Genomic DNA, 23,556 nt, shown 5'->3' with positions numbered 1-23,556 from the left:
GGCGGGAAACGAGAAGCATTTCAAACTGGAAATGCTCTCAAAGAAGAAAAGCCGTCAGTGGCGCACGCTGTCCGCCAGCATGCGCCGCAGCGTGCGGCGTGCCTCCGTCAGCTGCGGATCTTCCGGCAGGCGGGGATGGGGGAACGGCAGGACATGCGAGGCCGTGATGCCCCGGCCTGCCGCAAGGACATGCACCGTATCCGCCAGCAGGCAGGCCTCTTCCACGTCATGGCTGACCAGCAGCATGGTCTGCCCGGTCCGCGCGCGCAGATCGAGCAGCAGGCGCTGCATGCGGCCGCGCGTCAGGGCATCCAGCGCGGCAAAGGGTTCGTCCAGCAGCAGGAGGCGCGGCCGCAGGGCAAGGGCGCGGGCCAGCGCCGTACGCTGCCGCATGCCGCCGGACAGGGCCGAGGGCAGGGCCTCCGCCTTTTCGGCAAGGCCCACGGCCTCCAGCAGGCTCCCCACCCTCTCCCGCCGTTCGGCGGCGGGCAACCCGCCGGCCCGCAGGCCGAAGGCCACGTTTTCCGCCACGCTGAGCCAGGGGAAGAGCGTATCTTCCTGAAAGATCAGCAGCCGCTCCGGCCCGGGCCCGGTACAGGGCCGGCCGTCCAGCTGGACGTCCCCGCCGTCCGGCGGCAGCAGGCCCGCGAGCAGCCGCAGCAGCGTGCTCTTGCCGCAGCCGCTTTCCCCGATGAGGACCGTCAGGCTGCCCGGCGCAAGGCAGAGATCCGTCGGCGGCAGCACCAGCCGCCCGTCAAAGGACTTGCGCAGGGAACGGCAGACCAGCAGAGACATCAGCGCACCATCCCGGGCAGGCGGCGCAGCAGCAGGACAAGCCCCCTGTCGCAGACAGCGCCGAGGCAGGCGATGCAGACGATGCCGCAAAGCAGGAGATCCACCTGCCCGTTCATGCGCGCTTCCATGATGCGCGCTCCCAGCCCGTCAGGAACGCCGGTCAGCTCGCCCAGCACGAGATAGGCAAAACTGAAGCCCAGCGCCACGCGCAGACCGGCGGCCAGCTGCGGCATGGCCCAGGGCAGCACGATGCGCCGGAACACGGCGGCACGGGACAGGCCGAGCATCCGTCCGGTCGCCGTCAGGCTGGTCGGCACGGAGGCCGCCCCGGCGGCCGCGCTGAAATAGACCGGGAAAAAGGCCGCCAGCGCGATGAGCGTCACCGTGGCCACAAAGCCGATGCCGCACCAGAGGATGACCAGCGGCAGCCAGCTTATGCCCGGGACGGCGCGGATGCCGTTCAGGCTGACGCCAAGCAGGCGCTCCGCCCAGACGCAGCGGCCCGCCAGCAGCCCCAGAGGGATGGCCGGGATCGCCGCCAGCGCATAGCCGCAGGCGACCCGGCCGAGGCTGGCGGCGGCATCCGGCCAGAAGCAGCCGCTCCAGCCGGCGTTTTCCGCGCCCATGCCCAGATAGACGGCCAACGTCTCCAGCACGCGCGAGGGAGGCGGCAGCAGCCAGTCCGGCACAAGGGCCAGCCCGCAGACGCCGGCCCAGCCCCCGAGCAGCAGCAGGGGCAGCAGCCACGGCAGCAGTCTCCGGATCGCCCGCTCCCGCATGGATCAGCGCGCCTCCGGGGCCGAAGCTCCGGCGGACGGCGTCCGCAGAGCGTCCACGAACCGGATGTCGACGAGGGCGGCGTAATCCGGCTCCCGGGCGATGAGCCCCAGCGCCTTCATGCGCGCTCCCAGCGCGGCCAGCCGCCGCAGGAAAGACGCGTCCATGTCCCAGGTCAGTTCCATATTGGACGCGGCCTGCGTCAACAGTTCCCGCTCCAGCCCGGTCAGACGGGCGGCGGCATCCAGCCAGCGCCGCGTATCCGCACGCAGACGCTCCGTGGCCCGCTTGTGCGCGGCCACCATGCGCCGTACCCGCTCCGGATCACGGGCAACAAGTTCCTTGTGCACGATCAGACCACTGTTGACGGTACCGATGCTGTCGTCGAAATACGGATAGGCCAGGATGCGCCCCACGCCCCGCCGCACGGCCTGTGCGGGCAGCGGCTCGCCGGACAGGTAGGCGTCCACGTCGCCGCGGGCCAGGGCCGTATTCATGTCAAAGAAATCCACCCGCAGGAGCTGCACGTCCCGGCGGGCATCCAGACCGTGCCGGCGCAGCAGATCCCGCAGCAACACCTCATGCATCGTGCCCGGCACATAGGCGATGCGCTTGCCGCGCAGCTGCTCCGGCATCGTTATGCCGCTGTCCCTGCCCACCACCAGCGCCGAGCACTTGCCGCACAGCGAGGCCACGAGCACCACCGGCTCGCCGCGTGCGGCGGCCTGGATGGCCAGCGCCAGCGTGGTCCCGGCCATGTCCAGACTGCCCGCCAGCAGAGCGGCCTTCTGATCGGCGGGATTGGTGAAGGGGGAGATGCGTACCTCAATGCCGTCTTCGCCGGCATCGGCATACAGATAGGGCTGCAGGGTCTGCGCGGTCTTCCAGGTACCCAGCCGCCAGGTCTCCGCACGCGTCCCCGTCGCGAAAAGCAGACACAGCGCGCAGACGGCGACGGCAAGGCCGGACCGCAGCAGGCGAGCGGGCATCACGTCCGCTTTCCTTCCGCGCTGCCGCCGGAGACGCCGCAGGCAGCGGCAGCCAGCATGACGGCCGTCCCCAGCTGCAGCGGATCGTGCCAGAGCCGTTCCGGCACAGGGGCGCATCCCAGCCAGGGACAGGGCACGCAGGGCGCGCTGATGCAGACGCCGGCGGCAAGGTGTTGCAGGGGAACGCAGGCATCCGTGGGAGAGGCGTCCAGAAGACAGGGGAACGGCGCGAGCCCGTCCAGCTCCGCGGGCGTGATCCCCCGGCAGTGGGGGATGTTCGCCGCGCGGGCCTGCGCCCGGCCCGGCACGGTATCGCAGAGCGTGACGGCAAAGCCCTGCCCGGCAAGCCAGGCGGCGGCGGACATGCCCACCGGCCCCGCCCCCAGCACCAGCACCCGGCGTTCGCAGGCGTAGCGTTCCGCCATGCCGCTCAGGGCGGCGGCAAAACCGCGTCCGGTGGCCCAGCCGTTCTCGGCATACGCGCCGTTGCGGACATGTTCGGCAAGATAGGTATCGTCATCCGCCCAAAGCAACACGTCGCACGCCCCGGCCCGCGCCTGGGCAAAGCCCTCGTCATCGGGCGGCAGCACCACGGCGGCGCTGCCCAGCGCCCGCGCCGTGGCCGCCAGCAGCTCCGCGAAGCCCGGGATGCAGCCTTCGCCGCTGCTCACAGGCACCACGCCCACCCGCACGGCGGCAAGCGCCCGGCGCACCGCAGCGGGCGACAGCTCCAGCGCCCGCGCGCATACCTCCTCAAGGCCGCAGCCCACCGTCTGCCGCAGGCGCGCGGCATAGACTCCCCAGTCGTCGGCCTGACCGGCCAGATCGTTTTCACAAAGTCGGGTCATGCTCTCCCCCTTGTACGGATGCGGCAAAGCCCGGATCTTCTCCTGGCCTGCCGCAACGCACGAAAAACCGCCGCCTCATGCCGTCCGCCTGCCGCCGCGCTGAAAACGGACTCAGCCGGCGGTCGTGACGTACTCCAGCGCCGCCTGCCGCCGCTCCTCGAGTTCCGCCGCGCTGTCCGCCGCCAGCAGCAGCACGCCCGCCCAGTCGCCCGAGCGCAGGTCACCGCCCAGCAGCATGCCTTCCGTGCCGGGGATGCCGTCCACAAGGCGCAGCGGCCCCACCTGCGTCAGGGAATGCTCGCCGGGGAAGCGGATCTCCCCGCCCTGGCGCGCCACATGGAGATAGGCCGCCGGACGGGGGACGTCACGACCGGCGGCGGGCTCCAGCGGCAGGAAGCAGGATGCCAGCTCCTCGGCCAGATTGCGGCCCGTGGAAAGCCAGACCGTCAGCGGCGTCTGGCTGGGGAAACGCGCGTCGATCTCCAGCACGCGCCAGCCGTCGGGCGCGGCGACCACTTCCACGTCCATGAGCCCGTGCAGCGCCAGCCCCTCGGCCAGACGGTGCAACTCCTCCGCGACGGCAGCGGCCATATCCGGCTCAGCCACCGGGGCAAGGACGCCGCGACAGTCAAAAACATCGTCAAGCAACAACTCGGTAAACTGGGACGTCCTGTAGTTGCCCGGCGTGCCGCTGACTTCCAGCGAGAACTGGCGTCCGGGGCAATAGGCCTCCACGATCCAGCCGGGCGTCCGCAGGCCCTGCGGCAGACAGGCGGACAACTCGGCCTCGTCGTGCAGCAGATGCACGCCCCGGCTGCCGCTGCCCGCGGAAGGCTTGGCGATCAGGGGATAGCGTACCGGAGCATCGGGACGGACAGGCCGGGGGATGGGCGTGCCGCAGCGCTCGAAGAAGTCCCGGCTGCGCAGCTTGCTGCTGCTGACGGCGTATGCCGCCGGGTCAAAGGCCAGCGGTACGCCGGTACGCGCGCAGGCCGTGCCGAGGGCCGCCAGGGCCGGGTCGTCCTCCAGCGCCGGAAAGACCAGATCCACGCCGTCCAGCGCCCGGACAAGCGGGGACGACATGCCGTCCGGGCCATCGTCCGCCGTGATGTCCGTGCACAGGAAATCGTCCGCAAGATAGCGGGCCGGAGGCAGCGGGCGGCGATCCACGAGCAGCGTGCGCCAGCCGGCCCGGCGGGCCAGCAGACACAGCTCCACGCCCTGGAGCCCGCCCCCGATGACGGCTACCCGCATGCGGCAACATCCCCGGACTGTCCGCCGTCCGCGGCCAGTGCCTGACGGCGAGCCGCCACCCAGCGGGCATAGTCCGCCGCCGTGGCCATCTCCATGCCCATATCGTCCAGTACGCGCCGGACGGCGGCCACGCTGCGCCGCTCGTTGTCGATATCCAGCTCCCGGGTCGCCACGCCGGCAAAGCCGCAGCCGGACGGCACGATGGACGTCACCACATTGGCTCCGGCCTGCAGGCGCATGCGCAGACCTTCCAGCCCGTCCACATCCAGCGAAGCGGGTATGAGCCTGTCCGGCATGAGCCGGCGCATGGCGGCGATGGCGCGCAGCTCATGCGCCCACTGTCCGCCGGCCGCCTCGGGCTCGGACACGGGCAGCGTGCAGGCATGCGGCACATAGCTCATGGCGCGCACCTGCGAAAGGGGCTCGGCCCGCATGGCGAGCAGGGAGGCCGCCAGTTCGTCCGCCGTCTCGCCCAAGCCCGTCAGCAGGCCGTCTTCCACCAGCAGGCCCGCGGCGGCGGCATCCAGCCGCGCCTGACGGCGGCGGTCGAAGTCCTGCCCGAGGCGCAGTCGGGCGAACTGTCGTTGATCATGCGTTTCCTGATAGCAGGCGTACCAGTCCGCCCCCGCCTGCCGCAGGCGGGTGAGCTGCTCCGCCGTGATGACGCCGGGAGAGACCATGATGGGCAGGCCTGTTTCCCGGTGCAGGGCGGCTACCATCTCCTCCAGCCGGGAAAAGCCCTCCCCTTCCACGAAATACGGGTCCTCTCCCAGCGTCAGATCCAGCAGATGGACGCCGTCCTCCGCCAGACGCAGCCCCGCCTCCCGCAGTTCCCGCAGAGATTTGCGGTACCGCTGCTCCTCCGCATTGCTGCGCCGGTACTGGCAAAAAGCGCAGTCATTGCGGCAAAAGGTGCTGAGGTAGAGGAAACCGTACAGAAAGATACGGTCGCCCCAGCAGGCCGTCCGCGCTTCCCGCGCCTGCCGGAAAAGTTCTTCGTCCCCGCCCTGTTCCGTGCGGGAGAACAGCTCCCGCAGGCGGTCCTGTGCAGCAAGCCCGTTCATAGATGCAGCCTGATCCCGTTGATATAGGCAAGGCTGCGTCCGGTCCGCGCCATATTGCTCTCGCCGGTGGCGGCCATGCTCAGCCGTTCCAGCCCGAAGCCTATGCCTACCCAGTTTTCCATGATCCCCCAGGGGGCATCCAGCGGATGGGGCCCGACCGCCGAGGAGGCCAGCTCCATGCCGTTGGCGTCCACAAAGTCATCCGTTTCGCCGTAGACGGAGGATTCCTCCCCGACCATGCGCCAGCCGGCGATGCCCGCCGTATCGAGCACCAGGCGGCCCCAGCGCAACAGGCGCTCCCGCAGATCCTCCCCCTCGGGGATGCCCATCTCCACCAGATTCAGCATGGTGAATTCGTTGGCGTGCCGCTGCCCCTGCGTTTCCCGGCGGAAACAGGGCCCGATCTCGAAAAGACGCAGCGGGCGCGGCCGCAACCGCCCCAGCTCGCGCATGCATTCGTAGAGATTGGGGGCCAGCATGGGCCGCAGGCAGCGACGGTCATCCAGCCAGAAGACCTGCTTCTCCATGATGGAGCCGGAAAAGACGCCCATCTTTTCCAAACGCTTGCGGGAGATGATGAGCGGCGTATGCATCTGGAGGAAGCCCTCGGCCCGCAGGGCGGCGGCAAGCCGCTCTTCCAGCTCCAGGATGAAGGGGCGGCGCTGCTGCGCGCACCACTGGTCGAGCCGCTGGTGCTGCTCGGCCACAAGGCGGCTCTCCCACTGCTGGAAGGCCTGATTGCGCTGGACGGCGTCCTCGAATGCGGCGTCCAGACCGGCAGCCTCCGCGCCGAGCTCGGCAAGCCGGTGCCGCTGTTCTTCGGTGAACCGGATCATGCGTCCGCCCTCCCTTCTCGCAGGACCGCGCCGGACTTCTTGCGGAAAGCCGTGCCCTGATACTTTTCCAGCTTCCAGTCCGGCACCCGGCAAATGGGACAGGGGGTGGCGTAGATCTTGTTGCGCAGCCAGCGGCTGGCCCGGGAGGTACGCGCGTTGCGCACGAGGAAGGTCTTGCCGCAGTGGGTGGAGATGACGGCATGATCGCCGTTCACTTCCATGCTGCGGATGCCGTGGAGGATGCCGCGCCGCGACGGCCAGAGCTTCATCTTGCCGATAAGGGCGAAAAGCGGCTGATTCTTGCGGTAGGTCCGCTTTTTGGGAGCGAGACGGGTAGGCGTCGGGATATCGCTCATGGGAAGACTCCTGACGGCCTGCGCTTGCGGTACGGCAGTTCCCGCCATGCTCCGGCGGCGGAAATTTTTTGGCGGGGTGTCCGGGAGTCTCACCCGGCTACAGGGGTTTAGAGTCCCTGCGATCCATACGATCCACACCCCGTTTTGCCGATTGCCGTCTCATTCAGGCGTCGAATGGACTATAGCCTACTCTCCTCCGCCTGTCCAGAAGATATATCAGAAAAAATATTTTGTAGTCCTGACCTTGACAGAGATTTGTCTTGCGAAAAAAGAAGCGTCTTGATTGAAACATCAGCCATGCCGGCCAGCGCCGTGTCGCCTGCCTGCGCCACCGGACGGGCATTCCACTCTCCTTGAAAGCCGCCAGAGGGCCCAGGCTGAGCGGATGCCCCATGTTTTTCGCGTGACCGCCTGCGCTGCACCATGCCCCTTTGCCCCTCCGGGGAAGGAATCCTCCTGCCTCAGACTTCCCCTGCAGGCGCTCCCACCTTTATATCGCGTGCCGGGAACCAGGGCCGGTTAACGCAAATTTTACAAACAACTTCAATAAACAAGAAAAAAACAAACCATGCACGCTTTACGTGTCTTTGGCGGCGGGGCCGCCTCATTTTCCCGACGCTTCCCCGGAAAAAGCGCACTGGGGAAGGGATAAGGGCATTTGGGGGAAGGGGACCACACTCCCGTGCTGGCGGCGATCCAACGGGCGGCCCGGCGGGCCGTGTCCGTTAGGCACGAAGAAGCCTTACGGATATCGACAGCGGAGCGAGGGGTTCCCCTTCTCCCAAACACGCAGCGAATAGCGTCAACAGGCCCTAACCGGCGGTTTGCTCCCCGTGGAGCGTATAGCCGGCTTCCCTGAAGAGCGCCTGGGCCTGCGGCACATCGAATCCCCGCCAGACGTCCGCGCAGAAAGTCTCGTTCCGGGGCACCGCGCCCTCCTCCACCACGACGACATTGGCTCCCCAGGCCACGGCCTGACGGCTGACGGGGTGCACGCAGATGTCAGGGACGCGCAGACCGCCGCACAAACGGGTGATGGCGGCGATTTGGGCAAGCCGGGCCTCGGGCAGTTCCGCCGAAGACGCGCCGGGCGTTCCCGGCACATTGACCCTGGCCATGACGCCGCTCAGGCTCGCGCCATTCTCCAGGGCGGTCATGAAGACATGCGCCAGCTCTTCATCCGTATGTTCCGGGCCCACGGGCTCCACCAGATGCGCCAGCCGCAGGGGGGATGCGGACACGGCCCGCAGGGTGACAAGGCGTTCCTGCGGGCTGAAACAGGTGCATTTTCCTTCCCCAAGGCGCAGCGAATGATAGACCACCCCGATGCCCGCGGCCTGCATGGCGGCCACTTCTTCCTCGCCCATCTGCCCGGTGTTGACGACAAGCCCGTAATCCCCCGGCACGGCGTCCCGGATCTGGCGGGCCATTTTGCACACCCGATCGAATCCATAATATTCGGTCGTACGCAGGGTGACCCAGGCGGCGCCCTCCCGCACCAGACGGCGGGCGATGGCGATGACCTCCCCGGCGGAGAGCTCCTTCTCCTCGCGGACAAGTCCCCACTTGGCTCCAAAGGAACAGAACGTGCAGTTTTTGGGACAGGGGCGGCAGTCCAGACCTATGGCGCTCCAGACGCGCCCTGTGTTGTGCGCGGCCACCGCGGCCACACGCCGTGCCGCCTGTCCCAGATACTGTACGTCGTCCGAATCCGGAGTCAGTGCCAGCAGGCGCAACACGTCTTCCCGTGATCCCTGCGCCCCGCGAAGGACCTTAGCCTCAAGACGATCGATAAAAGGGCGGATCTCCATGAACTTCTCTCCTGCGCCGGCTGTGTGCCGTCTTTATGTGCCGCGGGATGCAGCACCCCACAATTAGATATATCTATGCTACACTTCTCTCCCCGGAGCTTGTCAAGCAACGAAGCTTTTCCACATCTCCCCACCAGGAGAAAATCACCCGCCAGTATCAAAATAAAACCAATAATACCAATATATTATTCTGACATAAAAGATTTTTGGCACAGCCTGATCCGCCGCCAGCCGTGCCCGCAAAGCGGCACAAGGGGCGAAGACCAGACACACAATCACATTTTTACAAACAATATCAATATATTAAAAAATAAAATCCGAGACTGAGCTTTTCGATACACTATACGCTCCGGGCCTTTTTGGCGGATGGCACCCTTAATCCCCTTATGCTCACCGGGAAAATATATTTTCATAATATACTGTTATTACAAGTTTTTTATGAAAATTTACGAGCTGCGAAAAATTTTTTTCACAATCTTCCAAAAAATGCTGGACATCCGCGGCCGGTATGGCTACTTTTACATCACAAGATATATCTGTTGGTGGCCGGCGCTAGAATTCCCATCACTGCTACGTTTTCAAGGAGCTTAACATGCAGGGCAAGGCACTGATTATGGAAGTTCTCAAGGGAAAGACCGTGGAACGTTGTCCGTGGGTTCCCTATACCGGATCGCAGATTGCCAACCTGAAGGGCTATACGGCTCAGGAGATGTTCAAGGATGCAGACAAGCTCTATGCCTGCTGCCTCGAAGCCGAAGCCCAATACCTGCCGGACGGCATGACCCCCATGTTCGACCTTCAGGTGGAAGCCGAGATCCTGGGCTGCGATCTCACCTGGTATGACAATACGCCGCCCACGGTCTGCACGCATCCGCTGGAGGGCGAGCTCGTCATCCCCGAAAAGCGCATTTCCCGTGAAGACGGCCGCATCCCCCTCATCCTCGACGTCATGCGCCGCTTCAAGAAGGCGCGTCCCGAGATCGCCATGTATGGCCTGGTCTGCGGCCCCTTCACTCTGGCCTCCCATCTGCGCGGCACCAACATCTTCATGGACATGTACGACAACGAAGATGGCGTAAAGGCTCTCGTGAACTACTGTGACGAGCGCGTGCGGGAGGTGGCCGCCTACTACATCGAGGCCGGTTGCGACATCATCGCCGCCGTGGACCCGCTGGTCTCCCAGATCTCTCCCGACATGTTCGAGACCTTCCTCAGCGAGCCCTACACCCGTTTCTTCGCGGCCCTGCGCGAACAGAACGTCCCCTCGTCCTTCTTCGTCTGCGGCGACGCCACCAAGAACATCGAGCCCATGTGCAAGACGAAGCCCGACTGCATCGCCATCGACGAGAACGTCGATATCGTCGCCGCCAAGCAGATCACCGACGCGCACGACATCACCATCTCCGGCAATCTGCAGCTGACGGTGACCATGCTGCTCGGCACGCAGCAGGACAACCAGAAGGAAGCCCTTGCCCTCATGGACAAGATGGGCACGCAGCGCTTCATCCTCGCGCCTGGTTGCGACGTCCCCTTTGACGCTCCGGCCGCCAACCTCGTGGGCGTGGGCGAAGCCGTCCGCAACCCGCAGACCGTGCGCAAGGCGCTGGAAAGCTATGTGGCGGTGGAGAACCTGCCCGAGATCGAGATGCCGGATTACGCCAACCTCGATCACGTCCTGCTGGAAGCCGTGACCATCGATTCCAAGACCTGCGCCGCCTGCGGCTACATGGTGGCGGCGGCTGAAGCGGCCGCCAAGGCCTACGGCGACAAGGTCAAGGTGGTGGAACGTTCCATCATGCATCCCGAAAGCCTGAGCTTCATGAAGAAGGTCGGCCTCACCAACCTGCCCTCTCTGCTGGTCCAGGGCGAGATCAAGCACGTTTCCCTTATCCCGCCGGTGGAAAAGCTGCGCGAAGAGATCGAGGAAGTGCTCGCCCGTCGGTAGACACCACCCCGGGGGCTGCCGTCCGATGTATCCCCCAACGGGCGGCAGCCTCGCCGGCACGCAAGAGCGTTTTAGCTTTGAAAAAGGGAAAACGCGAGGCGGCGGCACAGCGCCGCCCGGCCCAAACCAAGCGGAAAACCGCGCTTTTTCCGCGAAACGACAGGCCGTATGGTTTCAAACGGGAAATGTTCAAGGGACGCGCACAGACACAACGGCAAGAATAACGGAAGGCCCGCCATGCGCAAGGAACTCGTCATACTCTCCGGTTTTCTCGGCAGCGGCAAGACCACGCTGCTCCGGCATCTGCTCGAGCATTGCCGCACGCGCAAGGTCGCGGTGCTGCTCAACGACTTCGGCGAGATCCCGGTAGATGGCGCCATCCTCCGCCAGAACGGCCTTGACGGCGGCATGGTGGTGGAGATCGGCGGCGGGTCCGTCTTCTGCGCCTGCCTGCGTGAATCCTTCGTGAAGGCCCTGCGCGACATGCGCGAGCGGGACGAGGATCTGGTCATCGTGGAGGCCTCGGGCATGTCCGATCCTTCCGCGGTGGACAAGATGCTGCGGCTTTCCGGGCTGGACGGCGATTTTGACCATACCTCGACCATCTGTCTTTTCGATCCCGTGAAGAGCCTCAAGCTGGCTCGCGTGCTGGAAGTCATCCCCCGTCAGCTGGCCTCGGCCACCGTGGCCGTGCTGACCAAGTGCGATCTGGCCACGGAACAGGAACTCGCCGCGGCGCGGGACTACATCGGCTCCCGCGAGCCCGATCTGCCCGTGGTGGCCGTCAGTCACGGCCGCCTGGATCTGGCCGCGCTGCCCGGCCGCGCCGCCCGTTCCTTCAGCTTCGGCTTCAATACGCCGGAGACGCGGCCGGACGCCTTCAACGTGGATCGCGTGGAGTGTACGGCGGACGAGCTCGCCGCCGCCCTCGAGCAAGAAGAACATGTGCTGCGGGTCAAGGGTTTTGTCCGCGCACGTGACGGCATCTGGTTTCTTTCGGATACCGGACGGGGCATCGAAAAGCGCCCCGACACCGCTGCCCCGGTGCCCCTGACCATCATTTGTTTTCAGGGTTCGGCCGAAAGCGTACGCAACACCCTACAAGCCGGGAACATCCTTTAGGTGTCCCGCACAAAGGAGCATACCATGAGCGCCATTCTGCAGGAAATTTCCGAAAAGCTGCAAAAGGGTAAGATGAAGGAAGTGGCCGATCTGACCAAGAAGGCCCTGGATGAAGGCATCGCCCCTCTGACCATCCTCAACGAAGGTCTCATGCCCGGTATGGACGTCATCGGGGAACGCTTCAAGAACAATGACATCTTCATCCCCGAAGTGCTCATCGCCGCCCGCGCCATGGCCGCCGGCACCGACGTGCTGCGCCCCCTGCTGGTCGGCGAACAGATGGAACAGAAGGGGACCGTGGTCATCGGCACCATCAAGGACGACCTGCACGACATCGGCAAGAACCTCGTGCGCATGATGATGGAATCCAAGGGCCTCAACGTCATCGACCTCGGCAACAGCGTGGCCCCCGCCAAGTACATCGAAGCGGCCAAGAAGCACAAGGCCGACATCATCGCCTGTTCCGCCCTGCTCACCACCACCATGGTGCACATCAAGGATGTGGTCGCTGCCGTGGCGGCCGACCCGGAACTGGCCGGCAAGGTCAAGGTCATGATCGGCGGCGCGCCTGTCAATGACGCCTTCCGCGAGTCCATCGGGGCCGACATCTATACCCCCGACGCCTCGACCGCGGCCGAAAAGGCTGTGGAAGTCTGCGCGGCCATGCACGCCTGATGTCTGTCGGGCCGGGGCCCCGCCCCGGCCCGCCGCCGGCCCCTTTCGGGAGGATCGCCATGTATCTTCTTTGCTGCGAAGTCTTTCGGCCCGAGCTTGAATGGCTGGCCCCGGAGTTCCCCGACGCTCCGGCCATCCGTTATCTTGAGCAGGGCCTGCACGACCATCCCGATGAACTCAGGCGGCAGCTGTGCGCGGCCATTGGCGAGCTGGAAGATCAGGGCGCCACGCGCATCGTCCTCGGGTACGGGCTGTGCGGACGCGGCATGACGGGCGTCACGGCCCGCAGGGCCACCCTGGTCTTGCCGCGGGTGCATGACTGCATCCCCGTGCTGCTGGGCTGCCCGCAAAGCGAACTGGGCCAGATCTCGCGGGACGGCAGCACCTATTGGATGAGTGCCGGTTGGCTGCGCTACTCGCAACTGGAATTCATCCGCGCCCGGCGGGAGCGTTACGACGACTACCTCCAGCGCTTCGGCAGCGAAAATGCCGACTTCCTCATGGAGCAGGAGCGGCAGTGGCTGGCCAACTACACCAATGCCTGTCTCATCTGCCATGAGGGCTTCCCCAGGCAGGCGGATGTGGAGCGGGACGCCCGCTATGTGGCGGAGGACAGCGGCCTGCCCTATCGCAGCACGACAGGCCATACGGATTTTCTCCGGGCGCTGCTGGCGGGCGGAACGGACGACCGTTTCCTGACCCTGCGGCCCGGATGGACGGCGGATGTGGATGGAGACGGCAATATAGCGGCCGTCAAGGCGGAGTAGGACATGGAAGCGCGCATAACGGTACATCATCAGCAGGGCACGCGGCAATTCGTCTGCACGGCGGGCGAGCCCATCGCCCACCTGCTGCGGGACGAAGGCCTGTTGCCCCTGCCTTGCGGACTCGGCAAGTGCGGCAAGTGCCTCATCTATGCCGATACCGAACCTGCGGACGAGGAGCGCACCCTCCTGGGCGAGCGGCGGTTGGCCGCCGGTTTGCGGCTGGCCTGCCATACGCGGGCGCGCGACGGGCTGGAAGTGACCGTGCCGCATGCCGGTACGCTGAAGGTGCTGACGCAGTTCACTTCCATGGAATATGTCTGGGATCCGCTTGTGCGCCGCGTGCCCCTTGCCGTGGACGACGCCAGTCTGGAGGATCAGCGCAGCGATGTGCAGCGCCTGCAGGATGCCGCGCAGGCCGGCGGGCATGAGCTCTCGCTCGAAGACCTTACGGCCCTGCCCGCCCAGCTCCGTTCCGGCGAGCCGCTGCATGCCCTGCTGCGCGGGGACCGGCTCCACGGGGTCCGGCCGCAAGGGACGCCGCATGCCCTGATCGTGGATATCGGCACGACCACGGTAGCCGCCCTGCTGGTGGATCTTGACGGACGGCGCATCGTGGCCGCGCACGGGGAGCGCAATGCCCAGTCCCCCTACGGAGCGGACGTCATCAGCCGCATCCACCGGGCAATGGAATGGGAAAGCGCCGGACGGCAGGGGAGCAACCCTCTGCAGGCGGCCATCTGCCGTCAGATCGACGGCATGCTGCGGCGTCTGCTTGAGGAGAGCGGCGTCCAGGATGTGGACATGCTCTGCCTGACCGGCAACACGACCATGCTGCACCTGCTCTGTGGCCTGCCCGGCGAGCATATCAGCAAGGCCCCCTTCATCCCCGTCACGCTGGAGCCCATGTGTCTGCCCGCCCGCCTGCTGCACATCGCCTCGGCCGGGCGCTGTTTCCTCATGCCCGGCATATCCTCCTATATCGGGGCGGATATCGTGGCCTCGCTGCTGGCCGCGGATGCGCACCATCCGCAGGAGCCCTTCCTGCTGGTGGATCTGGGCACCAATGCCGAGACGGTCCTGTATGTCGACGGCAAGCTGCTGGCCTGCTCCGCCGCGGCCGGTCCCTGCTTCGAGGGCGCTACCCTTTCCTGCGGCATGGCCGGACAGGACGGAGCCATCGACGCCGTGGAGGCCGACGACGCGCAGGGCCTGCGCTTCAGCACCATCGGCGGGGCTCCGGCGCAGGGCATCTGCGGTTCGGGCGTTCTGGATGCCCTTGCTCTGCTGCTGGATGCCGGATGCGTCGATGAGACGGGCCATCTGGAAGCCGACGACTCGCCGCTGGGCCGGCGCATCCGGGATGACGCCCTGCTGCTTACGGACGCCGTGCGCTTCAGCCAGCGCGATATACGGGAAGTGCAGCTGGCCAAGGCCGCCGTACGGGCGGGCATGGAGATCCTCCTGCGGGAGGCCGGCCTGCGCTATGACGACATCCGGCGTCTCTACCTTGCGGGCGGTTTTGGTTCGGCCATGCGTCCCCGCAGCGCCGCACGCATCGGCCTCATCCCCGCCGAGCTGGAACAACGCGTCCATGTGCTGGGCAATGCGGCCGGCTTCGGCGCGCTGCGCTATGTGACGGAGAAGGACGCGCAGACGGCCGCCTCGGAGCTGATCCGGCGGACCCGCTATATCGAACTTTCCGCCCACAGCGGCTTTTCCGAAAGCTATGTGGAGCAAATGACATTTCCCGCAGCATGAGGGGAGCCGCGGCAGGCTCCATCTGGTGCTGCACACAATGGCAGAGGCCGGGCGGATATCCCGCCCCAACGCACATCCCACTTTCTTTTTGAGCGAGGTCTCTTATGAAAAGATGGGCGCATTCCAGTCTTACGGGCGGCGTCGGCGTTTCGCTGAACTTCCTGCGCGAAAAGGACTGTGAAAAAATCCATGAAGCCTCCCTTGAAGTGCTCAAGGATCGCGGCGTCTCCTTCGGCAGCGAAAAGGCCCGCGAAGTGCTTCGCGACCACGGCTGCTGGGAAGACAGCGAAGGCTGCACCCACTTCCCGCGTCATCTGGTCGAGGACATGCTGGAAGCCGTCCCTTCGGAATTCGTGCATTACGGCAGAACCGAAGAAGACGATATCCACATGGCCCAGGACCAGGTGTATGCCTCCAACTTCGGTGAAGGCATCTACACGCTGGACATGAACACCGGCGAACGCCGTTCCACCATCAAGCAGGACGCGGTGGACATCGTGCGCGTGGTCGATGCGCTCGACAACGTGCACATCTACAACCGCGCCATCGGCCCGCAGGACGTGCCGAGCGAGTCCGCTTCCATGCACAATGCGGAAGTGGCCCTCTGCTACACGAGCAAGCCCATGCATCTGGTCTCCGGTTCGCCCTTCCAGACGAAAAAGATGATCCAGATGGCCGAAGTCGCCGTGGGCGGCAAGGAAGAGCTGCGGAAGCGTCCGCGTACGGCCTTCAACCACACGACCATCAGCCCGCTGCGCATCTCCGAGGAAGCGTGCGAGAACGCCATGATCGTGTCCGAAGCCGGCCTGCCCAACCACATCCTCGTCATGGTGCAGCAGGGGGCCACCTCCCCCATCCACTATGCGGGCAGCGTGGCCGTGCATAACGCCGACTTCCTGGCCTTCAACACCCTGATGCAGTGCGTGAGGAAGGGCAATCCCACCTTCTACGGTTCTTCCGCCTGCGTGATGGACATGAAGAAAGGCCTTTCGCTCGTGGGCGCTCCCGAGGTCTTCGTCCTCAACGCCGCCCATGCGCGCATGTCCAAATACTACAATATCCCCAGCTACATTGCCGGTGGCTAGACGGATAGCAAGTGCAATGACATGCAGGCCGGCGCCGAACGCGCGCTCAACCGCCTGATGACCGCTCTGGCAGGTGCCAGTGTTCTTTTCGGTCAGGGCATGCTTGAGACGGGCATTACGTTCGACATCCCGACCCTGCTTGTGGACGACGAAGTCATTGATTATGTGCTGCGCATGCTGGCAGGCTTCAAGGTTGACGCCACGACCCTCTGCACGGACATGATCAAGGAAGTCGGCCCCTTCGGCACCTATCTCGCCGAAATGGATACCATGGAGCATCTGGGCGAACTGAGCACCTACCGCCTGATGAACCGCGAGAATTACGACATGTGGGTGCGTTCCGGCAAGCCGGACCTGTACGAACAGGCCCGCGAGCGCGCCAAGGAGATCCTTGCCACGCACAAGCAGAAGAACCCCCTCAGCCCGGCTCAGGTCAAGGCCATCCGCGACATCCTCGTGGAAGCCGAAGAAGAGCTCGGCGTGGCCGACTTCTGGAAGGGCAAGGAAGACAAGCGCTTTATCGACAACAACCTCTTCTAGCCGCTTGCCCCTCACGGGGCCGTGGTTCCGGCGCGGCGGGGCTGCCCCGCCGCGCCGATGGCGGACCCCCGCGGCAGGTCCGCCGCAAGATCCTTGCTGATGTTTTATTGACATGCGCGGCATTTTCAGTCCTTATTCCCGGGGGCGCTCCGACGGACGTCCCCAGGGGAGGACGGAAGACGGCGGCAGCAACCCGGCGGAGCTGGCCGCCCCGTCTTCGACATGTCATTCATACCGCAGGGCGGATGTACGCACATCCCCTCTGCCACGAAGGAACAGTTCATGAAGCTCGGTAGCCTGTACGGAGTCGGCATCGGCCCCGGAGACCCCCGATACCTGACGTTTCGCGCCGCGGAAGTGCTGCGCGGAGCCGACGTCATCTTTACCGTCATCTCAGCCAATGCCGCGGACAGCACCTCCCGGAGCGTGGTGGAATCCCTCTCCCCGCGTGGGGAGATCCGCCAGCTCGTGTTCAGCATGTCCCGGGACGCCGCCGTGCGTCAGGCCCAGGTGGAGGAGAACGCCGCCGCCATCCTGACGGAGCTGCGCGCCGGGCGCAACTGCGCCTTCGCCACGCTTGGCGACGCCATGACCTACAGCACGTTCGGCTATGTGCTGCGCATCATCCGGCAGCAGCATCCCGAGCTTGACGTGGAGATCGTCCCCGGCATCACCTCCTTTGCGACCTTTGCCGCCAAGGCCAGGACCGTGCTGGTGGAGAACGGCCAGCAGCTGCGCATCGTCCCCTCCTTCCGGGCGGACATGGCCGAGAGCATCCAGTTCCCCGCCGGTTCGACCACCGTCCTCCTCAAGACCTACCGCAGCCGCAAGGCGTTGCTCGAACGCCTTTCCCGTGAAGAGGACGTGGAGATTCTCTACGGCGAGCATCTTTCCATGCCGGACGAATGCATCCTGAAGGACCTGCCGTCCATCGCGGAGCGCCCGGAGACCTACCTTTCCCTCATGCTCGTCAAGAAAAAGTAAGCCCGGAGCCTGTATGGAAATACGCTGGAACCTCAGTGGCGCGGAGATCGAACAGGAAAGCTTCCGTTGCATCGAGGCGGAATATCCCCGCCATCGCGACATGCCTGCGGAAGAGTGGCGCGTGGCCCGACGCCTCATCCACACCACCGCCGACCTGCACATAGCCGATACCCTGGTCTTCCGGCATGATGCCGTGCAGGCGGGCCTGCGGGCCCTGCGGGCGCATGCCCCCATTTTCACGGATTCCAGCATGCTGCGCTCCGGCCTTTCGCTGGAGCGGCTGCGCCGCCTGCACCCGGACTACGCCGCCGGGGATCTGCACTGCTACATCAGCGACCCCGACGTCGCGGCCCGCGCCAGGGCCGAAGGCTGCGCCCGCGCCCTGTGCAGCGCCGAGAAAGCGCGGCCCCTGCTGCCGGGGGCCATCGTCCTCATCGGCAATGCGCCGCTGGCGCTGGCCCGCATCGCCCGCTATATCCTGGAGGAGGACGTGCGCCCGGCGCTGGTGGTCGGCATGCCGGTGGGCTTCGTCAACGTGGTGGAATCCAAGGAACTGCTGGCCCGCTGCAACGTGCCGCAGATCGTGCTGGAAGGACGGCGCGGCGGCAGCGCGCTGGCCGTGGCCACCCTGCACGCCGTCATGGAGAGCGCCTGAGGCCCGGCCTCTCCCCCTTTGTACCGCACGTCGGCTGATCCGTTATGGTGAGCAAAGAGCATACACGCCTGCGCTGGGGCTATTCCACGGGCGCCTGCGCCGCGGCAGTGGCCGTGGCGGCCTGGTTGCGCCTGCGGGACGGCGTACAGGCGGAGAGCGTCAGCCTGCATTTCTCCGACGGCCGGCAGCGCCGTCTGCCGCTGCTGCCGCCCCCCTCTCCCTACATGGCCTGCATCCGCAAGAACGGCGGGGATGATCCCGACTGCACCCACGGGGCCACCGTCTGCGCCCGGCTGCGCGCCGCCACGCCCGACGAATGCCGCCCGGAAGACTACTTCCTGCGGGTGGCCGACGCCGACCTCATCCTGCGCGGCGGCACGGGCATCGGTCTCTGCACCCGGGCCGGGCTGGACTGCGAACCGGGGCACTGGGCCATCAACAGCGGCCCGCGCCGCATGCTGACGGACAATCTCTGTCGGGCCGGACTGCGCTCCGGCTGTTGGCTGCTGGAGATCAGCATCCCCGAAGGCGTCGAACTGGCGCGGCATACGCTCAATCCGCAACTGGGCATCGAGGGTGGGCTCTCCCTGCTCGGCACCACGGGGCTGGTGCGCCCCTACAGTCACGAAGCCTACCTCGCGACCATCCGCATCTGCGTGGAGGGCCACGCCCGCGACGGCGGCCGCAGCATGGTCTTCTGCACCGGCGGCCGCACCCGCAAGGGAGCCGGACGCTGCCTGCCGGATCTGCCGGAAAGCGCCTTCGTCTGCATCGGGGATTTCATCGCCGAAAGTCTGGGGCTGGCCTGCCGCCTCAAGATGGAGGAAGTGGTGGTGGCCTGTATGGCGGGCAAGCTCTGCAAGTACGCCGCCGGTTTCCGCAATACCCATGCCGCCAAAAACCAGCAGGACATGGCGCTGCTGCGCGCCGAGGTACGGCGCTGCCTGCCGGAAGCCACGGCCCTGCATGAGGCGCTGGCGCACAGCGTCTCCGTGCGTGAGGCCCTGCTGTCCCTGCCCGACGATGCGCGTCCGGCCCTGCTGCGCCGTCTCGCCCGTCTGGCGCTGGAGCAGCTTGCCCGGCATTGTCCCGCCTCCCCGGCCCTGCGCCTGCTGGTCTTCGACTTTGACGGCAGCTTTCTTTTCGAGGAGGCCCTCCCGGCCGGCGCCGTCCCCGCTCCCGCCCCTTCTTCCGCCCTGACGAACGGCCCGGATGCGCTGCCGGACGCCGCCTCTTTGGCGGAAGACCTCCCGGCGGCGGCAGGACAGCCCGTCCGGCAGGCCGACCCGCCGGAAAGCGTGGGAACGGACTATTTCCTCCGTCCGGAGAACCGGTGCAACGGACAGGTGGACGTCATCTCCTGCGGCATCGGCTTTCCTGAGGACGAGGCCACGCGGGACCTGCTCACGCGGGCCGATGCGGTCTATGCTTCGCATTCGCTGCTGGAGGCCTGCCCCCTGCCCCTGAAGGAAACGCACGTCATCGCGGCCCATGCCCGACAGGACGCCGGGGAGATCCTCCGGCGCAGCCGGGGCGGGGAGCGCATCGCGGTGCTGGCCTCCGGGGACGCCCTGTATCACGGTTTCGGCGGCACCCTCTCCTCGCTGGCCCGGCCGGGCGACAATCTCCTTTTCCATCCCGGCCCAACGGCCTTTCAGGCGCTTTTCCACCGCCTCGGCCGCCCCTGGCAGGAGGCCCGCCTTTTCTGCGTCCACTCCGGGGAGGACATCCCGGCCCGGCAGATCGCGCAATGGCCCCTCACCGTCATCTACGCGGGCAGCCGCCACACGGCGGACGCCATCGCCCGCGCCGTGCTGGAGACGCATCCCGAGGCCGCCGGACGGGCGGCCGTCATGGCCGAACGGCTGGGCAGCCCGGAGGAACGCCTTGTGCAGGCCCCGCTGCGCGAGATCGCGGCCCTGACCTGCGGGCCCACCTCCCTGCTGGTGCTGCTGGAACAGCAGGCGGACACGCCGGACGAAGCGGCCCTGCCGCCCCTGCTGGCCCTGGGCCTGCCGGATGAAGTCTACGCGCACGAGGCCCACCTCATCACCGCTCCGGACGTGCGGGCGGTCATCCTTTCCCGTCTGCGCCTGCCGCATTGGGGCGTCCTGTGGGACATGGGCGCGGGCAGCGGCTCCGTGGGACTGGAAGCCGCGGCGCTCTGTCCCGGCCTGCGCGTGGTGGGCGTGGAACGCAAGGCCGAACGCGTGGCCCTCATGGAGCGCAATGCCCGCCGGCTCGGCGTGGCCAACTACGGCGTCCGCACGGGCGAGGCGCTGGCCCTGGCACGCCTGCCCGACGGTGAGCCGGACGCCCTGCCCGACCCGGACAGGATATTTCTCGGCGGCGGAGGGCGAGAGCTGCCCGACCTGCTGACGGCCTGCATGGAGCGTCTGCGGCCCGGCGGTCTGCTGGTGGCCTCGTCCGTCACCCTGCAGAGCTTTGCCGATCTGCTGCACTGGTCCCCGGAACGGCGCACGGGCATCTGCCGTCTGGACGTGGCCGTTGAGGCTCCCCTTGCCCGCGTGCACCGGCACCTCAGCCCACAGCACACCATCCATATCTTCACCTTCCAGAAAGAGGCTCAGGCATGAAAAGCATCGTCAACTTTGTGGGCGCCGGTCCGGGCGCGGAAGACCTCATCACCGTTCGCGGCCGCCGTCTGCTGGAAGAAGCGGACCTCGTGCTCTATGCCGGTTCGCTGGTCAATCCCGGCCATCTGGCCTGCTGCAAGCCCTCCTGCCGCCGCCTCGACAGCGCCGGCATGGACCTGGCGGCGCAGGTGGACTGCCTGAGTGAGGCCGCCGAAGCGGGACAGAAGGTCGTGCGCCTGCACACCGGCGACCCGGCCATGTACGGCGCCATCAACGAGCAGATACGCGGCCTCGCCGAACGCGGCATCCAAAGCGTCATCGTGCCGGGGGTCAGCAGCGTTTTTGCCGCGGCCGCCGCGCTGGGCTGCGAATTGACCTGCCCGGACGGCAGCCAGAGCGTGGTCCTCACCCGCACGCCCGGCCGCACGCCCATGCCCGCTTCCGAGGACGCCGCGGCCTTCGCCCGCACCGGGGCCACGCTGGCCTTCTTCCTCAGTACGGGCCACATCGCCGCGCTGTCGGCCCGCCTCATGAAGGAAGGCGGCCTTGCGCCCGAGACGCCGGCGGCGGTGGTCTACCGTGCCTCCTGGCCGGATGAGCGCGTCCTGCGCGGCAGCCTCGCGGACATCGCCGCGCAGGTGGAAGCGGCGGGCATCGGCCGTCAGGCCCTCATCCTCGTGGGCGAGGCCCTGCGCCCGCACGAAAGTTCGTCTCGCCTGTATGACGCGCAATTCTCGCACGGCTACCGCAATCACCTGCCCGCGGAGCACTTCGATGGTCTTTGCGCCCTCTACGCCTTTACGGCCAAAGGTCTCGTACGGGCCCGCGAGATGGCGGCCGGGCTCGATCTGCCCGTACGCATCTTCTCCACCCGCCCCCTGAGCGAGGAGGAGGCCGCCGCCGGTATCGTCCATCTGCCGGGCGACGGTTTCGACGCCGCCCTGCGGGCGAACTGGCGGCAGTTCGCGGCCCATGTCTTCATCAGCGCCACCGGCATCGCCGTGCGCAAGATCGCGCCCCTGCTGGAAGACAAATCCACGGACCCGGCGGTGCTGGCCTGCCCGGAAAGCGGCAGCCACATCATCAGCCTCACCTCCGGCCATCTGGGCGGGGCCAACCGGCTGGCCCGGCGCATCGCCCGCCTTACCGGCGGTCAGGCGGTCATCGGCACGGCGACGGACGTGAACGGCCTGCCCGCCTTTGACGAAGTGGCGGCCCGCCTCCAGGCCCGCGTGCTGACGGTCAATGCCATCCGGCCCCTCAATGCGGCCCTGCTGGCCGGCGAAAGCATCACCTTCTGCGGCCCGCGCGACATCTACGACGCCCATTTCGCCGCCACCGGTCAGGTGGTCTTTGCGGCGCGGGCCGAGGATATCAACACCCCGCGCGCCGTGCTCTGGGATGCGGAAGGCAGCGTGCCCGCCGGGGTGGAACATCTGGACATCACAAGCCGCGCCCTTGTGCTGGGCCTGGGCTGCCGTCGCGGCACGGCCCCGGAAACGCTGCGGCGCGAGGCGGAAGCCTGCCTTGCCCGGCTGGGGATCGCGCCCCGGCAGATCGCCCGGCTGGCCTCCTGCGACATCAAGGCCGACGAGGAAGCCATCCTTGCCCTGGCGCGGGAATGGGGGATACCGCTGGACCTCCACCCCGCCGACAAGCTCGACGAAGTGCCCGTGCCCACGCCTTCGGCCACGGTGCGGGATCGTGTGGGCACCGCCTCGGTCAGCGAGGCCGCCTGCCTGCTCTCCGCCGGCAAGGGCGGGCGTCTCCTCCAGCCCAAGATCGTCGGGGAGGGCGTCACCCTGGCGCTGGCCCGCCTGCCTCATCTGGCAGGCCCCTCACGCTCCGGCGGCCGGGTGCTGGTGGTGGGCCTCGGCTCCGGCGACGAGGCGCAGATCACCCCGCAGGTCAGCGCGGCCATCGCGGACAGCGACGTGCTGGCCGGATACGGCCCCTATCTGAACTTCATCCGGCAGCGCATCGGCAACCGCGAAGTGATCCAGAACGGCATGATGGGCGAGGTCGAACGCTGCCGCCGCACGCTGGAAAGCGCCGCCGCCGGGCATACGGTCTGCATGGTCTGCTCCGGCGATCCCGGCATTCTGGCCATGGCGGGCCTGCTGTTCGAGCTGCGTTCCCGCGAGGAGGCCTTCCACGGCATCCCCATAACGGTGCTGCCCGGCATCACGGCCGCCAATATCGCCGCCGCGTCGCTGGGCGCGCCTCTGCAGAACGGCTTTTCGCTGGTCAGCCTCTCGGATCTGCTGGTGCCCGCCGACGAGGTGCGCCGCAACCTGCGGGCCGTGGCCGCCTCCGCCCTGCCGGTGACCCTGTACAATCCCGCCGGCCGCAAGCGCCGCCATCTGCTGGAAGAGGCGCTGCGCATCTTCCGTGAAGAACGCGGGGAGGACCTGCTCTGCGCCTGGGTGAAGAACGCCGGCCGCCCGCAGGAAGAACGCTGGGTCGGCAGGCTGGCCGACTTCCCCGCGGACGACGTGGACATGTCCACCCTCGTGCTCATGGGCAGCGCCCGCACCCTTTACGAGGACGGCGCGCTCTACGAGGCCCGCGGCTATGTGGAAAAATATCTGGACGGCAAAGCCTGATGCCGCGGCGGGCATGGCGGGGAGCGTGTTTTTTTAGGGGGGAGGGGAACCCCCTCGCCTAGCGCGGGTGGGGGTTCCCCTCCCCCCAAGCC

General features: G+C 66.8%; 18 protein-coding genes and 1 pseudogene. 10 read left to right on the top strand and 9 right to left on the bottom strand.

The genetic code is table 11. The features are described from left to right. Positions 1–54: 54 nt before the first annotated feature. The 9 genes from Q0K12_RS08475 to Q0K12_RS08435 all read right to left on the bottom strand — a co-directional run bounded on the left by Q0K12_RS08475 (position 55) and on the right by Q0K12_RS08435 (position 8,730). On the bottom strand, positions 55–795 hold the full coding sequence (locus Q0K12_RS08475) for an ABC transporter ATP-binding protein (RefSeq protein WP_297261949.1): 741 nt from the start codon (positions 793–795) through the stop codon (positions 55–57). Then, complete coding sequence (locus Q0K12_RS08470; protein WP_297261947.1) at positions 795–1,574, bottom strand: ABC transporter permease; 780 nt, start codon at positions 1,572–1,574, stop codon at positions 795–797. The genes Q0K12_RS08475 and Q0K12_RS08470 overlap by 1 nt, the downstream gene beginning before the upstream one ends. Before the next feature lie 3 nt (positions 1,575–1,577). Continuing rightward, on the bottom strand, positions 1,578–2,561 hold the full coding sequence (locus Q0K12_RS08465; RefSeq protein WP_297261966.1) for an ABC transporter substrate-binding protein: 984 nt from the start codon (positions 2,559–2,561) through the stop codon (positions 1,578–1,580). Beyond that, complete coding sequence (locus Q0K12_RS08460) at positions 2,561–3,409, bottom strand: 3-methylornithyl-N6-L-lysine dehydrogenase PylD (RefSeq protein WP_297261944.1); 849 nt, start codon at positions 3,407–3,409, stop codon at positions 2,561–2,563. The genes Q0K12_RS08465 and Q0K12_RS08460 overlap by 1 nt, the downstream gene beginning before the upstream one ends. Before the next feature lie 111 nt (positions 3,410–3,520). After that, positions 3,521–4,663: a 3-methylornithine--L-lysine ligase PylC gene (pylC, locus tag Q0K12_RS08455; RefSeq protein ID WP_297261942.1), complete on the bottom strand. Its 1,143-nt coding sequence runs from the start codon at positions 4,661–4,663 to the stop codon at positions 3,521–3,523. Beyond that, positions 4,654–5,727, bottom strand: coding sequence for a methylornithine synthase PylB (gene pylB, locus Q0K12_RS08450; RefSeq protein WP_297261940.1), 1,074 nt, complete (start codon positions 5,725–5,727; stop codon positions 4,654–4,656). The genes pylC and pylB overlap by 10 nt, the downstream gene beginning before the upstream one ends. Further along, the gene (pylSc, locus tag Q0K12_RS08445) at positions 5,724–6,563 is read right to left on the bottom strand and encodes a pyrrolysine--tRNA(Pyl) ligase large subunit (protein ID WP_297261938.1); all 840 of its coding nucleotides are present in this window, start codon (positions 6,561–6,563) and stop codon (positions 5,724–5,726) included. The genes pylB and pylSc overlap by 4 nt, the downstream gene beginning before the upstream one ends. Beyond that, positions 6,560–6,919: a pyrrolysine--tRNA(Pyl) ligase small subunit gene (pylSn, locus tag Q0K12_RS08440; protein ID WP_297261936.1), complete on the bottom strand. Its 360-nt coding sequence runs from the start codon at positions 6,917–6,919 to the stop codon at positions 6,560–6,562. The genes pylSc and pylSn overlap by 4 nt, the downstream gene beginning before the upstream one ends. 812 nt (positions 6,920–7,731) lie before the next feature. Then, on the bottom strand, positions 7,732–8,730 hold the full coding sequence (locus Q0K12_RS08435) for a radical SAM protein (RefSeq protein ID WP_297261934.1): 999 nt from the start codon (positions 8,728–8,730) through the stop codon (positions 7,732–7,734). A 592-nt stretch (positions 8,731–9,322) separates the two neighbouring features. On the opposite strand from Q0K12_RS08435, the gene Q0K12_RS08430 reads away from it, so the two are divergent. From Q0K12_RS08430 to cobM, 10 genes and pseudogenes are all read left to right on the top strand, one after another. Next, positions 9,323–10,675, top strand: a complete 1,353-nt coding sequence (locus Q0K12_RS08430) for a uroporphyrinogen decarboxylase family protein (protein ID WP_297261932.1) — start codon at positions 9,323–9,325, stop codon at positions 10,673–10,675. A 237-nt stretch (positions 10,676–10,912) separates the two neighbouring features. Then, a complete protein-coding gene (locus tag Q0K12_RS08425; RefSeq protein ID WP_297261930.1) occupies positions 10,913–11,797 on the top strand; it encodes a GTP-binding protein in 885 nt (294 codons plus the stop codon). A 24-nt stretch (positions 11,798–11,821) separates the two neighbouring features. Beyond that, the gene (locus tag Q0K12_RS08420; protein WP_297261929.1) at positions 11,822–12,472 is read left to right on the top strand and encodes a corrinoid protein; all 651 of its coding nucleotides are present in this window, start codon (positions 11,822–11,824) and stop codon (positions 12,470–12,472) included. Positions 12,473–12,531: 59 nt separating this feature from the next. Continuing rightward, positions 12,532–13,239 (top strand): DUF1638 domain-containing protein, encoded by a 708-nt coding sequence (locus tag Q0K12_RS08415; RefSeq protein WP_297261927.1) that lies wholly within the window; start codon positions 12,532–12,534, stop codon positions 13,237–13,239. A gap of 3 nt (positions 13,240–13,242) precedes the next feature. After that, positions 13,243–14,997, top strand: a complete 1,755-nt coding sequence (locus tag Q0K12_RS08410; RefSeq protein WP_297261925.1) for an ASKHA domain-containing protein — start codon at positions 13,243–13,245, stop codon at positions 14,995–14,997. A gap of 104 nt (positions 14,998–15,101) precedes the next feature. Continuing rightward, a pseudogene (locus Q0K12_RS08405) lies at positions 15,102–16,622 on the top strand (trimethylamine methyltransferase family protein). 282 nt (positions 16,623–16,904) lie between these two features. Next, positions 16,905–17,606, top strand: a complete 702-nt coding sequence (cobI, locus tag Q0K12_RS08400) for a precorrin-2 C(20)-methyltransferase (protein WP_297261923.1) — start codon at positions 16,905–16,907, stop codon at positions 17,604–17,606. A gap of 13 nt (positions 17,607–17,619) precedes the next feature. Continuing rightward, complete coding sequence (locus Q0K12_RS08395) at positions 17,620–18,261, top strand: precorrin-8X methylmutase (RefSeq protein ID WP_297261921.1); 642 nt, start codon at positions 17,620–17,622, stop codon at positions 18,259–18,261. A 44-nt stretch (positions 18,262–18,305) separates the two neighbouring features. After that, a complete protein-coding gene (gene cbiD / locus Q0K12_RS08390) occupies positions 18,306–20,858 on the top strand; it encodes a cobalt-precorrin-5B (C(1))-methyltransferase CbiD (RefSeq protein WP_297261919.1) in 2,553 nt (850 codons plus the stop codon). Beyond that, positions 20,855–23,464 carry a precorrin-4 C(11)-methyltransferase gene (gene cobM, locus Q0K12_RS08385; protein ID WP_297261917.1) on the top strand — a complete coding sequence of 870 codons (2,610 nt, stop codon included), beginning with the start codon at positions 20,855–20,857 and terminating at the stop codon, positions 23,462–23,464. Before cbiD ends, cobM begins: the two co-directional genes overlap by 4 nt. Positions 23,465–23,556: the final 92 nt, after the last annotated feature.

The sequence above is a fragment of the uncultured Desulfovibrio sp. genome, from assembly GCF_944324525.1.
Lineage (GTDB): Bacteria > Desulfobacterota > Desulfovibrionia > Desulfovibrionales > Desulfovibrionaceae > Desulfovibrio.
This window is presented reverse-complemented; position numbering and strand designations above follow the sequence as displayed.